The organism is Schumannella sp. 10F1B-5-1 (assembly GCF_006517535.1).
In the GTDB taxonomy this organism is placed as follows: domain Bacteria; phylum Actinomycetota; class Actinomycetes; order Actinomycetales; family Microbacteriaceae; genus Schumannella.
In genome coordinates this window covers 41,161-55,707 of the sequence record NZ_VHQH01000034.1, presented here as the reverse complement: position 1 = coordinate 55,707, position 14,547 = coordinate 41,161, and the positions used below count along the sequence as shown (strand labels likewise).

Sequence of the window (14,547 nt, the reverse complement as noted above, 5' to 3'; positions counted from 1 at the left end):
CGCCCTCCCGTGCGTCCGGCGGCGAACGGACACGCTCGGGCACGGCCGCAGACACCCCTCGTCACCCGGGTGAGTGGCTCTCACTGACGGGGTAGGCAGGCAAGGGGTTCTCCATTACGCTCCCTCGCAAGGGGGATCCTTCACGGCTGTCAACGAACTTCGCGGGGGCGAGGTGCGGCCGGGCGACTCACCACCGTCGGACCCTTCCTGATCAGGGAAAAGAGCGCTCGATGTCCTCGCATCGTCCTGCCCTCCGGGGGCTGTCCATCCTCACCGCCACGGCGGTCGCTGCGACGGCGCTCGTCGTCATCGGCACCGTCGAGACCGCGCAGCCCGCCTATGCGGCGCCCGCGGCCATCCCGTGCACCGACGCCGGCATCACCGTGTCGGCGGCCAGCACGACGACCAACGCGGTCGTGTCGCGCATCTCCAACAACGGCGGAACACTGACCTTCACGCCAGGTGTGACGCTGACGCGGCCGATGAACGCGATCGGCTACAACGTCAACGACGGGCTGGTCTACGGCATCGACACCGGCACGGGCGCCACCGCCGGGCACATCCTGCGCTTCGGCGCGGGCTACGGCAGCGACCTCGAGGACATCGGCGCGCCCACCTACCAGGGCACCGCCCCGAAGCAGAGCCAGCCGCTGAACGGCGTCATCGACGACGAGAACCAGCTCATCTGGGTGTCGACCGACAACACGCAGATCACCAAGCTCAACGTGAGCACCAAGGTCGGCACGAGCCAGACGCTGACGCCGACCGTCGCCGGCACGCTGCCGACCTCGCAGCTCGACGACGTCTCGTTCAACCCCTACGACGGCCACCTCTACGCCCCCGACGACGCGGGTCAGATGTGGGACATTGACCTGGATGCGGCCGGCGGTCCGACGATCGGCAAGGTCACCATGTCGGCGGCCCCGCAGCTGCTCTCGCCGACCCGGCGCGCGGGCGGCTCGTGGAGCGACGCGCTCGGCAACCTGTACTACTACCAGAACCGCGACACGCCGGGAACGGGCACCGGACACATCTGGAAGTTCGACCCGAGCGCCCGGGTGCTGACCGACCTCGGCGCGATCCCGCAGACCGGCCTCGGCGCCTTCGACGCCACCGCCTGCCTGCCGGCGACGCTCGGCAAGTCGGTCTCGCCCTCGATCGCGACCGTCGGCGATCAGCTCACCTTCACGTTCCAGCTGTCGAACCCGACGGCGCAGTCGGTGTCGGCGATCAACTTCCTCGACACCCTGCCGACCGGCCTCACCTGGGTCAGCGGCGGCGTCTCGCCCGCCCAGCCCGGCGGCGGCACGCCCGCGATCTCGAACGGCGGGCGCACCCTCAGCATCCCCTCGATCACGGTGCCGAGGGCCAGCGCCGGCAAGCTGACCTTCACCGCGAAGGCGCTCGTCGGCGCCACGGCGACGAATGGATCGAACACCAACACCGCGACGGTGCAGTACGGCTCGCAGACGGTCACCTCCGACGACCCGGCGGTCGCCGGCACGACCGACCCGACGCCGTTCACGATCAACCTGCCGCCGCTGGCCGCCGACGACACGGCGACGACCCCGCAGGGCACGCCCGTCACGATCAACGTGATCGGCAACGACACCGCCCGCGCCGGCACGCTCAACGCGTCGACCATCACGCTCATCGACCCGGTCTCGGGCGCCACCGGCAGCACCGTCACGGTCGCCGGGCAGGGCACCTATACGGTGCAGAGCGGCCAGGTCGTCTTCACGCCCCTCCCGACCTTCACCGGCACCGTCTCGACGCCGCCGAGCTACACCGTGCAGGATTCGCTCGGCCACACCTCGAACGCCGCCAAGATCACGCCGACGGTCACCGCGGCGGGCGCGCCCTCCGCGACGCCCGACACGAAGTCGACCCCGTACAACACCGCCACCACGGTCGACCCGACCGCGAACGACAACCCCGGCTCGACGGCGGCATCGTTCACCAAGTCGAGCGTGCGTCTGCTGCAGGGCTCGACCCCGGTCACGTCGCTGACGGTCGCGAACGAGGGCTCGTACTCGGTCGACACGACCACCGGCATCGTCACCTTCACGCCGCTCGCGTCGTTCCGCGGCACCGCGACCGCGGTGAACTACACCGCCACCACCACGTTCAACCGCAGCGTGCAGTCGACCATCACGATCACGGTCGGCGAGCCGCCGCTGCCGGTCGCCAACAGCGACACCGGCACCACGCCGCAGGGCGTCGCGATCACCTCGAACGTGCTCGCCAACGACACCGCGCCCGCCGCGTTCCCGCTGCAGAGCTCGAGCCTCACCCTGCTCGACGGGGCCGGCAACGCCGTCGCGACCCGCACGATCGCGGGCGAGGGCACCTACGACGTGGTGAGCGGCCAGATCCGCTTCACGCCGCTGCCGACCTTCAGCGGCACGGCCACCTCGGTGCCCTACCGTGTCGCCGACTCGCTCGGCCGCACGGCGCAGTCGACGCTGACGATCACCGTCACGCCGGCACCCGCGCCCACCGCGACCCCCGACACGAAGTCGACGCCGTGGAACACCGCCACCAGCGTCTCTCCACTGACCAACGACAACCCGGGATCGACCGCCGCGAGCTTCGTCGCGAGCTCGGTCGTGCTGCTCGACGGCGCCAACCCGGTCAAGTCGCTCACGGTCGCCGGGCAGGGCAGCTACGTCGTGAACGCCGACGGCACCGTCGGATTCACGCCGGTCGACACCTTCTCGGGCGTCGCCACGGCCGTGCCGTATCGCGCCACGACCACGTTCGGCAAGACCGCACAGTCGACCATCACGATCACGGTGGATGCGCCCCCGGCGCCGACCGCCGCGAACGACTCCGACTCGACCCCGCAGGGCGTGCCGGTGACCACGAACGTGCTCACCAACGACACCGACAACCCGGCCGCGCGCTTCGACGCGGGCACCCTGCAGCTGCAGACCGGACCGGGCACCTGGGCGTCGACCCTGACCGTCGCGAACCAGGGCACCTACGACGTCGTGAACGGGCAGATCCGCTTCACGCCGCTGCCCACGTTCTCGGGCACCGCATCCGCCGTCACCTACCGCGTCGCCGACAGCCTCGGCCGCTACGCCAGCGCGACCCTCGTCGACACGGTCGTGCCGGCCGCGGCGCCGACCGGCAACCCCGACACGCGCCTGACGCCCTACAACACGGCGGTCAACCTGAACCCGGCCGCGAACGACGACCCGGGCTCGACGGCCGCGACCTTCGTCGCCTCGACGCTGCGCTACGTCAACGCCGCGGGCGTCGAGTCGACCACGCTCGTCGTCGCGAACGAGGGCACCTGGACGATCGCGAACGGCCGCGCCGTGTTCACGCCGCTGTCGACCTTCGCGGGGGCGACCACGACCCCGGTCACCTACCGCGAGGACACGACCTTCGGCCAGACCGCGCAGTCGACCATCACGATCCAGGTCGGCGAGACGGGCGGCCCCGCGGCCAGCCCCGACATCGACACCACCGCGCAGGGCGTCGCCGTGACCACCGACGTGGTCGGCAACGACACCGACGCCGCCGATGCCGAGCTCGTGCCGGGATCGGTGCTGCTGCGCTTCCCCGACGGCACGACCGGCACCTCGCGCACGATCGCCGGGCAGGGCACCTACTCGGTCGGCGGCACCGTGCCGGCCGGCAGCATCCGCTTCACCCCGCTGCCGACCTACACCGGCACGACCAGCGGCGTGCCCTACCAGGTCTCCGACACGAAGGGCCGCGTCGCCACCTCGCGCTACACGCCCACCGTGACGGCGGCCGCCGACCCGACGGCCGCGCCCGACACCCAGGGCACGCCGTGGAACACGCCCGTGACCGTCACCCCGACGGCCAACGACAGCGCGTCGCCGGGCTCGACGGCCGCCGCCTTCGTCGTCGGCTCGCTCGTGCTCGTCGACGGCTCCGGCACCGAGGTCACCTCGCTCGTCGTGCCCGGCGTCGGCACCTACGTCGTCGACACCAGCGACAACACGGTCGACTTCACGCCGGTCGAGACCTACAGCGGCGAGACCGCGCCGGTCGACTACCGCGTGCAGACGAACTTCGGCAAGACCGTCGGCTCGACCATCACGATCACCGTGGATGCGCCCCCGGCGCCGACCGCCGACCCCGACACCGACACGACACCGCAGGGCGTCGCCGTGACGACCGACGTGCTCGCGAACGACAGCGACAACCCGGCCGCGGTGTTCGACCCCGACTCGCTCGAGCTGCAGACGGGACCGGACACCTGGGCCGCGTCGCTCAACGTGACCGGCCAGGGCCTCTACGAGGTCGTCGACGGGCAGATCCGCTTCACGCCGGTGCCGACCTTCACCGGCCCGGCCGCGCCCGTCACCTACCGCGTCACCGACGGACTAGGCCGCTTCGCCAGCACCACGCTGACCGACACGGTCACGCCGGCCGCCGCGCCCACGGGCACGGCCGACACGGCGACCACGCCCTACGACACGACGGTCACCGGCATCGCCGTGCTGGGCAACGACAGCACGGGCGCGGCGAACGCGACGTTCGACCCGACCACGCTGCGCCTGATCGACGCCGCGAACGGCGACGCCCCCGTCACGACCCTCGAGGTCGCGGGCGTCGGCGTGTACACGGTCGCGACCGACGGCACGGTGTCGTTCGACCCCGATCCCGCGTTCCGCGGCGCCGCCCCGGCCGTCACCTACACGGCCGCGACGAACCTCGGCACGACCGTCAGCTCGACGCTGACGATCACCGTCGGCGCGCCGCCGGCGCCGAGCGCCCAGCCCGACACGGCCACGACGCCCGAGAACACGCCGATCACGGTGCCGGTGCTCGACAACGACACCGCCACCCCGGCGGCGCCGCTCGACCCCGCGACCCTCGTGCTGATCGACGCGGACGGCCAGGCCGTGAGCACCCGCACGATCACCGGTGAGGGCACCTACTCGGTCGTGAACGGCGCGGTGCGCTTCGCTCCGGTGCCCGAGTTCGCCGGAGTCGGCACCCCTGTCGGCTACCGCGTCGGCGACGGCCTCGGCCGCAGCACGACCTCGACCGTCACCGTCACCGTGACGGCGGCGGACGCTCCGATCGCGCAGCCCGACACCGCATCCACCCCCTGGAACACGAGCGTGGATGTGCGCCCCACCGACAACGACGCGACCGGCGCCCCGACGGCCACCTGGGTCGCCTCGAGCGTGCGGCTGATCGACGCCGGCGGTCAGCCCGCGACGACCGTCATGGTCGCCGACCAGGGCACCTGGACCGTCGCGAACGGCGTCGTCACCTTCAGCCCGCGCGCCTCGTTCACCGGCCAGGCCGACCCGATCGGCTACCGCGCCACGACCACCTTCGGGCGCACCGCCGCGTCGACCATCACGGTCACCGTCGGCGCCCCGCCGGCGCCCAGCGCGGCCGACGACCAGAACACGACGCCGCAGGGCGTCGGGGTCACGACCGACGTGCTCGCGAACGACACCGACAACCCCGCCGCCCGCTTCGACGCGAGCACGCTGCGCCTGCTCGACGGCACCACGCCGGTCACCGCGCTGACCGTCGCCGGGCAGGGCGACTACGCGGTCGTCGCCGGAGGCATCCGGTTCACGCCGGTGCCCGGCTTCAGCGGCACCGCGGCGCCGGTCGGCTACCAGGCCGCCGACACCCTCGGTCGCACCGCCGCCGCCCAGCTGACGATCACCGTCACCCCGGGCGCCGCGCCGACCGGACGTGCCGACGAGCGCACCACGCCGTTCGACACGGCCGTCACCCTCGACCCGACGACGAACGACAGCACCGGCTCGGCGCAGTCGACCTTCGTCGACGCGGGCGTGCGCCTGCTCGACGGCGGCGGCAACTCCGTCACGACGCTCATCGTGCCCAACCAGGGCACCTGGAGCGTCGCCGGCAACCAGGTCACTTTCACGCCGCTGAACACCTTCGTCGGGCAGACCAGCCCCGTCGGCTACAGCGCCGCGACGACCTTCGGAACCGCCGCCACGTCGACCATCACGGTCACCGTGCTCGAGCCCGGCCAGCCGGCCGCCAACGACGACGTCGCCTCGGCGCCCGTCGGCAGCCCGGTCGACTTCAGCCCGCTGGCGAACGACGCGACCGGCGACCCCGACGTCACGTTCGTGCCGTCGACGCTCGTGCTGATCGACCCGGCCACCGGCGACCCGGTCACCACGCTCACGGTCGCGGGCGAGGGCACCTACACGGTCGACACCGCCGCGGGCACGGTGCGCTTCGTGCCCGTCAGCGGCTTCGTCGGCGCCGGCACCCCGATCACCTACCGGGTCGGCACCAGCATCGGCGGCACCGCCGAGGCGACGCTGACCCCGACCGTGCTCGCCCCGCCGGCCGCGCAGCCCGACAGCGCCAGCACCGATCCCGGTGTCGCCGTGACCGTGGATGTGCTCGCCAACGACACCGCGACGAGTTCGCCGCTCGACCCGGCCACCCTCGTGCTGCTCGACGGCGACGGCAACCCGGTCACCCGCCTCGAGGTGCCGCAGGGCGTCTTCGAGGTCGTCGCCGGCGAGATCGCCTTCACGCCCGCGGCCGGGTTCACCGGCTCGGTCACCACGCCCTACCGGGTGGCCGACGGCAACGGAGTGACCACCGCATCCACGCTCACCGTGTCGGTCACGCCGCCGAAGGCCGTCGACGACCGGGCCTCGGCCCGCGACGGTCAGCCGGTCACGGTCGACGTGCTCGGCAACGACCAGCCGGGAGCCTCGCCGTTCGTGCGCAGCTCGCTGCGCCTTATCGACCCGGTCAGCGGCGCGGCCGTGCAGCGCGTCGAGGTCGCGGGCGTCGGCGTCTACGTCGCCAACCCCGACGGCACGATCACCTTCACGCCCGACCCCGCCTTCCGCGGCGTCGCCAGCATCGGCTACCAGGTGGCCGACCAGGCGGGCACGCTGTCGCAGGCCGTGCTCACGATCGACGGCCCGGGCGCTCCGACCGCGCCCGGTGACCCCGGCACTCCGGGTGCGCCCGGCACGGGCGGCACGGGCTCCGGCGGGCTCGCCGGCACCGGCGTCGACGGCGGGCTGCCCCTGCTCTTCGCACTGCTGCTGATGGTGCTCGGCGCCGGCGGGCTCGTGCTCGCCCGGCGTCGGGCCCGCACGCCTCGCCTCGGCGGGCGCGGCCACGGCGGCAGCGCGAGCTGAGCGGCGGCTGCGGCGGGCCGGCCGCGGTCAGGCGGCCTGGGGCGCTCTCCTCGAGCCCTCGCCCGTCGCAGCCGCCTTCGCCCGCGCATCCCGCGCTCGACGACGAGGCGTCAGCTCGCGGGCGTGCGCTCCTCGAGACCCCATGCCTGGCCGTAGCCGCCGTCGGCGACGGGGCGCGCCATCAGCTCGAGGAAGGGCGCCGCGTCGAAGGCCTCGGGGCCGAGCACGCCGAGCCCCGACCAGACGCCGGTGGCGAGCAGCTCGAGCGCGATGACGGGGTTGAGCGCCGTCTGCCAGACGACGCACTGGGCGCCGTACTCGGCCATCGTCCACTCGTTGTCGCTCACGTGGTACAGGTAGGCCTCGCGCGGGCGGCCGGCGAACTCGGTGCCCTCCGCGCCGAGTCCCGTGACCCACACGCCCGCGCAGGTCTTGCCGGTCATCCGGGGTCCGATGGTCGCGGGGTCGGGCAGCGCCGCCGCGACGACGTCACGCGGGGCCACCTCGACCGGGCCGGATGCGCTGCGCACGCGGATCGGCGACGTCGAGTCGAGACCGAGCAGGTGCAGGGTCTTGAGCACGCCGATGAACTCGTCGCCGAGGCCGTATTTGAAGGTCACGCGCTGCGCGTCGAGCCAGCGCGGCATGAGCAGCACCTCCTCGTGCTCGACGTTGACGCACTCGACCTCGCCGATCCCCTCCGGGAACGTGAAGGTCTCCGGCTCGCTGAACGGCGGGGTCGTGAACCAGCCCTTGTCCTTCTCGAAGACCACGGGCGGGTTGAGGCACTCCTCGATCGTCGTCCAGATCGAGAACGACGGGGCGAAGATCTCGTTGCCGGCCTCGTCGCGCACGACCAGGTTCGCGCCGTCGCGCGTGCCGAGCTCGTCGATCGTGTCGAAGAGGTGGTCGGAGGCGTAGCGCGCGAAGACGTCCGAGAGCCCGGGCTCGACGCCCATGCCGACGAGCGCGAGCCGACCCGAGGCCTGCCAGTCGGGCGCCTGCGCGAACTGGTCGTCGCCCAGCTTGATGCCGGTCGTGCCGTAGGGGTCGGTGGGATGCGGCTCCGACAGCGACATCGCCATGTCGAGATAGTCGACGCCGGCATCCAGCGCGCCGCGGAAGATCGTCGGCACGAACTTCGGCTCGACGGCGTTCATCACATGCGTCGCGCCGTGCTCCTGCGCCACGCGGGTGACGTCGGCCGGGTCTGAGGCGTCGATGCGCGCCGCCGTGAAGCGCGCCGCGACCTCATCGCCGTGCCGCTCGCGGATCCACGCGACGGTGCGCTCGGCCCGTGCCGCGTCGTAGTCGGTCACGACGATCGCCTCGTAGAACGCACGGCGCGCGGCGATGCGCGCGAAGGCGTCGCCGACGCCGCCGGCCCCGACCAGCAGGATGCGCATCGGGCGGGTGGTCAGGTCGTCGCTCGGGTCGCTCGCGGCGCTCGCATCGCTCATGCCGGGAGGCTAGCGCGCGACTCCGTCGTCAGGCGAGGGCGGATTCGAGGTCGAGGTCGCGGACGGACTGGACGACGCCGATGACGCGGCAGCCGAGGCACCCGCCGCGCCCGCGAACCGCGCCGCCGCGATCTCGCGTCGGCGCGCCCGCTCGCGTTCCAGCGGACCGGCGAGCGCCGCCCATCCCAGCAGCCCGACCGCGACGCCGATGAGCAGGCCGCCGAGCGTGTCGGTCATCCAGTGGGCGCCGAGGTAGGTGCGGCTCAGCATCATCGCCACGGTGTAGACGACGCCGAGCACCCCGACCCAGCGCCGCCCGATCACGATGCCCAGCACGACCGCGAGCGTCGCCGCGTTGGCCGTATGCCCCGAGGGGAATGAGCCGGGATCGACGGCGACCAGGATGTCCTCCGGCCGCGCCCTCCCGAACAGCGCCTTGAGCACCTGCACGAGCAGCGCGCTGACGCCGCAGGCGAGCGCCCAGTAGAGCGCCGCCCACGGTCGGCGCACGATGAGCAGCACGGCGAGCACCCCGAGCGGCACGACGAACACGGCGAACCAGCCGCCGCCGATCGCGTTGAACAGCAGCGACGGCGCCTCCCAGATCGGGTTGCGGTGCTCGATGATCTCGGCCATCCACTCGCGGTCGAATCCCGGCGGCTGCGCGCCGCGCACCGCGAGCAGCGCGCCGAGACCGAAGGCCATGCCGAGCACCACGAGAGCCGCGAACATCGGGGTGCGGCGCTGCACCGCCGCGACGGGATGCGGTCGTTCGGCGGGTGCGGGCGGCATCCCGTCACGCTAGCGGGCGCCGCCGCGCCGACCGCCGATCGCACAGCGCGCGGACGGCTCGAAGACGGACGTCGCAGCCGATCGTCTGAGCTGGCGGTGCTGCCATCCGGCTGCCTCGGGGTCGCTTCTGAGTAGCCGGACCCCATGTTTCCCGGGCCGTTACATCGTGCCCTGACCTGCGGTTGTGACGGTAGTGACCGGTACCCCGGGATGTCGCTGGTCGTTGCCACGATGAAGTCATGAAAGCAACCGCGACGACACCTCGAGGCGACGGCTCTTCCGTCGTGCTCGGGGCGTCGGTGGATGCGCTGCGAGTGCTCGTGGGCGAGGCCGATAGCGTCGCGGCGGCGGTGTCGGCGGCGCAGGTCGCGGAGGTGCGGATGCTCGCCCGCGCCGGACAGCTGGCCGAGCTGGATGCTGCGGGTGCGTCGGCGAATGTGCGGTCGCATGACATGGCCCTGAGGTCGATCGCGGCGGAGCTCGGTGGTGTGCTGCGGATCACCGACCGGACCGTGCAGGCGCGCATCGGCGAAGCCCGCGAGCTCGTCGAGTGCTTCCCGACCACCCTCGCCGCATGGGAGGACGGCCGCATCACCCGCGGGCACGTGCGGGTGATCGTGGATGCGGGGCGGATCGTGCCGATCGAGGTGCGGGAGCGGTTCGAGCTCTCCGCGATCGACCGCTGCCTGTCCGAGACCCCGAATCGGGTGCGGGCCGCTCTCGAACTGCTCGCCGAACGTCTCACCGACCGCACGCTGACCGAGCGCCACGACGAGGCGGCGCGGGGCCGGGGTGTGCGTCTCGTGCTCGGGCGGGATGGGATGTGCGACATCGTCGCGACGGTCCCGACCGTGATCGGCGACGGCATCCTCGACCGCCTGACACGTCAGGCGCAGGTCATCGTCGATGCGCGTGAACCCGATCCGGCAGATCCCTCCTCGGCGGATCGCCGGACGGTGGATCAGGTGCGCGCCGATGTGTTCGCCGATCTCCTCCTCGCCGGCACGCCCGCCCTCGACCCCACCGCGCACGGTGATGGGGAGGGTGCGCTGGGTGCGATCCGGGCGCAGGTGCAGGTCGTGGTGTCGGCGCTGTCGATCATCGGCCACGACGACACTCCCGCCGACCTGATCGGCCGCGCCCCGATCGACGCGGCCACCGCCCGAACCCTCGCCCGCAACGCCCCGTCGTTGACGCGGATGCTCACCGACCCCGCCGATGGCACCGTCCTCGCCGTCGACACCTACCGTCCCGCGTGGGCGCAGCGTCGGCATCTGCGGGCGCGGGATCAGCACTGTCGCTGGCCGGGATGTCGGATGGCGGCGATCCGCTGCGAACTCGACCACACCCACGACCACGCCCTCGGCGGGCCGACGGCGCTGAGCAACCTCGCGCATCTGTGCCAGCGGCATCACTCGATGAAGCAGTTCACGCCGTGGACGGTGAAGCAGAAGACCCACGGTCACCTGGAATGGACCTCCCCGACCGGCCGCATCTACCGCGAAGACGCCCCCATCTCACCGGTCGCGTTCGTCCCCTACCGAGTGCCCGATCCCGGACCCGACTGGACCTACGACGCCGCCCACCCCGACGACCCACCCGACAACGGGACATCGCGCGACGTGTCAGCGTCAGCCGCACCTACGCGCGAGCCCGCGCCCTTCTGAGCGAGCGGGTCACGGCGCTGCCGCGAGTGACCGACCCGAATCGCCGCCGCCGACGCGGATCGCACGACGCGGATCACACGACGCGAACGCGGCGTCAGACGCGCGCGCTCCGTCGCCGACGGCGTCCCATGATCAGCAGCGCAGCACCGAGCACCGCGGTCGCCAGCGCCGCGAGCGCGAGGTCACCCGACCCCTCGACCCCGGTGGCGGCCAGACGCGAGGCCCGCGCCGATGCCGCCGTCGCGCCGATACCGCCGCCGACGGGTGCGGCCGACGACCCGTCTCCGACCGAGCCGGGGATCGTCCCGCCACCGGAACCCGGCAGGGAACCGCCGCCGGGCGTCGCCGACACGGTCACGGGGGCCCAGCCGATCGCTGTCTGATCGGCATCCTGCACGACCAGCCGGTGCTGAGATCCCTGCGACGTGAGCCCGGCGGGCACTCGCACGGCCACCGTGCCGTCGGCCTGCACCTGCACCCAGTCGGCGGCGAGCGTGGGCGTCGAGTTCGCCCAGACGGCGACCCATTCGCCGGCGAACTCGGTGCCGACGTCGACCGAGACCTTCTGGCCCTCGGACACGGATGCGGGCGCGTCGACCCCGCCTTCGAGTCCGGCCACGACCTCGCCGTCGTAGTCGTCGAGGTCGATCGCCTCGGGGTCGTCACCGGGTCGGGCGACCTCCATGACGGTGGTGTCGGGTCGCGTGACGTGACCGCCGGTGACGTGGATGACCGCCGCCGCCGAGCGCGACGCGGCACCGCCGTTCCAGACCGTCGCGAGCGCGCGGTTGCCCTGCACCGAGTCCTCGATACGGAGCTTGTAGTCGCCGTCGGGAAGCGCGCGCACGAGCAGCTGACCGCCCGACGTCGCGGCGACCCAGGTCTCCGAGTCCGTGCGCTCGGACCACGTCGCGCCGAGGCGCTCGAAGACCGCGACGCGCAGGAACTTGCCCGCCGGCAGGTCGGCGACGCCGTCGCCGGTGCTGACGCGCACGGTCGTGGCGATCGTTCCGCCGAGCACCGCGCGGAAGTCGTGACCGAGACTGACCTCGTCGGCGGTCACCGGCACCGCATCCGCGTCGGAGATCGCCGCGACACCGGTGACGGAGCTCGACGACCAGAAGCGCTGACCGGCGACGAGCTCGTCGCTGATCGCCTCACCCGCCTCGCCCGAGAACCTGAGCGAGTCGCCGGTGAGCATGACCCGATACGAACCCGGCTCGAGGCCGACGATGCGATACGTGCCGTCGTCCTCGACAGCCGAGGTGCCGAGGATGCTGCCGTCACCCGAGAGCGCCGCGACGATCAGGTCGCCCTCGACGCCGGCCGCGTCCACCGCGCCGGCGATCGTGCTCGACGCGGCGAGGGTGAGCGTCAGCGCGGTCGCGGCATCACCGGGAGCGACCGTGAGCCGCGCCGATCCGACGAGATCGTTGCCGCCCATCCAGCCCGAGCGGGAGTGCACGATCAGCTCCTCGCCGACCGGCAGGTTCGCGAGCTCGACGAGGCCGTCGCTGTCGGAGGAGGAGCCGTTCGTCGCCACCCAGTCTCCGCGGGGCGTCGTGACCCAGACCGAGGCGCCGGTGATCGGATCACCTGCCGCGTCGACGACGCTGACCTCGGCGAGACCGTCGCCGCCGACCTGGCTCGGCGCGGCGATCATCGGGATGCTGACGCGCTCGACGCGGTCGGCGATCGAGACCTGCACACCGCCGCCGCGCACCTGTCGCCCGTCGCTCTGCGCCGAGAGGTAGTACTCGCCGGCCGGCAGCTGAGCGAGCGCGTAGCGTCCTTGCGCGTCGCTGGTGGTCTGCGCGTTCCACCCGCCCTGGCTGCGGGTCGCGGCGAGCTCCACCCCGGCGATCGGCAGGTGGGTGTCGGCGTCGACGACCCGGCCCTGGACTCCGCCGACGCCCGCGACGACCGAGGTCAGGTGCAGCGGCAGGGTGACGTCGGTCGCGCCGACCGTCACGACGTCGCTCGGCGCCGACCAGGCCCAGTTGCCGCCGCCGTTCGGCGCGTTGACGCTCACGCGGTAGTCGCCGGCGGCGACGTCGGTGAAGCTCCAGCGCCCATTCGGATCCGCCGTCGTGTTGCGGTAGGGAGCCGTGCCCGACTCGACCGGGTAGAGCCCGACCTGGGCGCCCGCCACCGCCGCTCCCGTGCGGTCGTCGGTGACGACACCCGAGACGGTGCGCTGCCCCACTGGCCAGCGCGTGAGGGTGAAGTCGCGCTCGACCGCGCTCGAGTCGGTGGGCACCGTGACGGCGCTGGTCGCCCAGTCGAGCGGCTTGAACCGCTCGCCGATGCTGCCGACCACGACGGTGTACCGCCCGGCGACGAGGTTCGGGATCGTGTACGCGCCCTCGGCATCCGTCGTCACCGAGCTGAAGGCCCCGGCCAGCGACATCCAGACGTTGGGGAGGGGGTTGCCGGCGTCATCACGCAGATGACCCGAGATGGATGCGGTGCCGGTGCGCACCCGCTTGATCGAGATGTCGCGGGCGCGGTCCTGCCCGTCGGCCAGCGTGATGCGCGAGGAGTACGGAGTCCAGGGGGTCTCGCCCGGCAGCACGGGCACCCAGACGTTGATCGAGTACTCGCCCGCCGGCAGCGCCGTCAGGTCGTAGCGCCCGTCGGCGGTCGTCGTCGCCGAGCGCGAGAACCATCCGCCGTTCGCGCTCATCGCGCCGACCGACACCGAGGCGCCCTCGATGGGTTCGCCGGTCGCACGGTCGACGAGCCGGCCCGAGAGCCGGGCGGTGCCGGTCGCCGCGGCCGCGAGCTGCACGTCCCGCCCGCCGACGGTGGTGTCGATGGTCTGGGAGAACGGCACGAGCGCGGCGTCGACGGGGGTCACCATGAGCTGGGCGACGGGAGTCCAGATCCCGTCGAGCCGGTAGCGACCGCTCTCGTCGGTCTGCGTTCCCCAGGAGTCGTAGATGCCGTCCCACGGCGCGGTCAGCGTCACGGACGCTCCGACGAGGGGCGCGCCGTCCGGGCCGGTGACGAGCCCCGTGACGACGAAGTCGGGGCTGGGCACGAGGTCGATCGACACCTGCGATGTCGCGTCGGCCACCACATCCACCGTCGAGCGCTGCGGGGTCCAGCCCTGACGATCGGCACCGGCGTCGAGATCGATCTGCCCGGCCGGCACACCCGTGAAGGTCAGCAGACCATCCGGGTCGGTGAACTGGGTCTGATCGATGCTGCCGTTGACCCGCAGGGTGACCATGCTGCCGGGCACCGGGGCACCCGAGCCGGTGAGGGTCAGCGCGACGAACCCCGTGGGCGCGGCGACGGCGACCACCGCGGGAGCGAGCGCGAGCGACAGGGCGGCGACGCCCGCGACGGCGACGCTGAGGAGACGGGACGTACGCGGCATGGAACCCTCCGGCGAGATGAAGCCTGCTCACCATAGCCAGCGCACAGGTCGCGTGCCATGCCCGGTCCACCCCCCCTTTCAGGGGTGTC

5 protein-coding genes are annotated in these 14,547 nt (G+C 72.7%); 2 read left to right on the top strand and 3 right to left on the bottom strand.

Translation table 11 applies throughout. The features are described from left to right. The first annotated feature begins 230 nt into the window (after positions 1 to 230). Positions 231 to 7,154, top strand: a complete 6,924-nt coding sequence (locus FJ658_RS04440) for an Ig-like domain-containing protein (RefSeq protein ID WP_141144172.1) — start codon at positions 231 to 233, stop codon at positions 7,152 to 7,154. Positions 7,155 to 7,264: 110 nt separating this feature from the next. Here FJ658_RS04440 and FJ658_RS04435 read toward each other — a convergent pair whose 3' ends face one another. After that, positions 7,265 to 8,560: a saccharopine dehydrogenase family protein gene (locus FJ658_RS04435; RefSeq protein ID WP_141144377.1), complete on the bottom strand. Its 1,296-nt coding sequence runs from the start codon at positions 8,558 to 8,560 to the stop codon at positions 7,265 to 7,267. Between the two features lie 63 nt (positions 8,561 to 8,623). Continuing rightward, the gene (locus FJ658_RS04430) at positions 8,624 to 9,406 is read right to left on the bottom strand and encodes a phosphatase PAP2 family protein (RefSeq protein ID WP_255447557.1); all 783 of its coding nucleotides are present in this window, start codon (positions 9,404 to 9,406) and stop codon (positions 8,624 to 8,626) included. 239 nt (positions 9,407 to 9,645) lie between these two features. Here FJ658_RS04430 and FJ658_RS04425 point away from each other — a divergent pair, with 239 nt between their 5' ends. Further along, positions 9,646 to 11,073 (top strand): HNH endonuclease signature motif containing protein, encoded by a 1,428-nt coding sequence (locus FJ658_RS04425; protein WP_141144171.1) that lies wholly within the window; start codon positions 9,646 to 9,648, stop codon positions 11,071 to 11,073. A 94-nt stretch (positions 11,074 to 11,167) separates the two neighbouring features. Here FJ658_RS04425 and FJ658_RS04420 read toward each other — a convergent pair whose 3' ends face one another. Continuing rightward, positions 11,168 to 14,458, bottom strand: coding sequence for a collagen binding domain-containing protein (locus FJ658_RS04420; protein ID WP_141144170.1), 3,291 nt, complete (start codon positions 14,456 to 14,458; stop codon positions 11,168 to 11,170). Positions 14,459 to 14,547 lie beyond the last annotated feature (89 nt).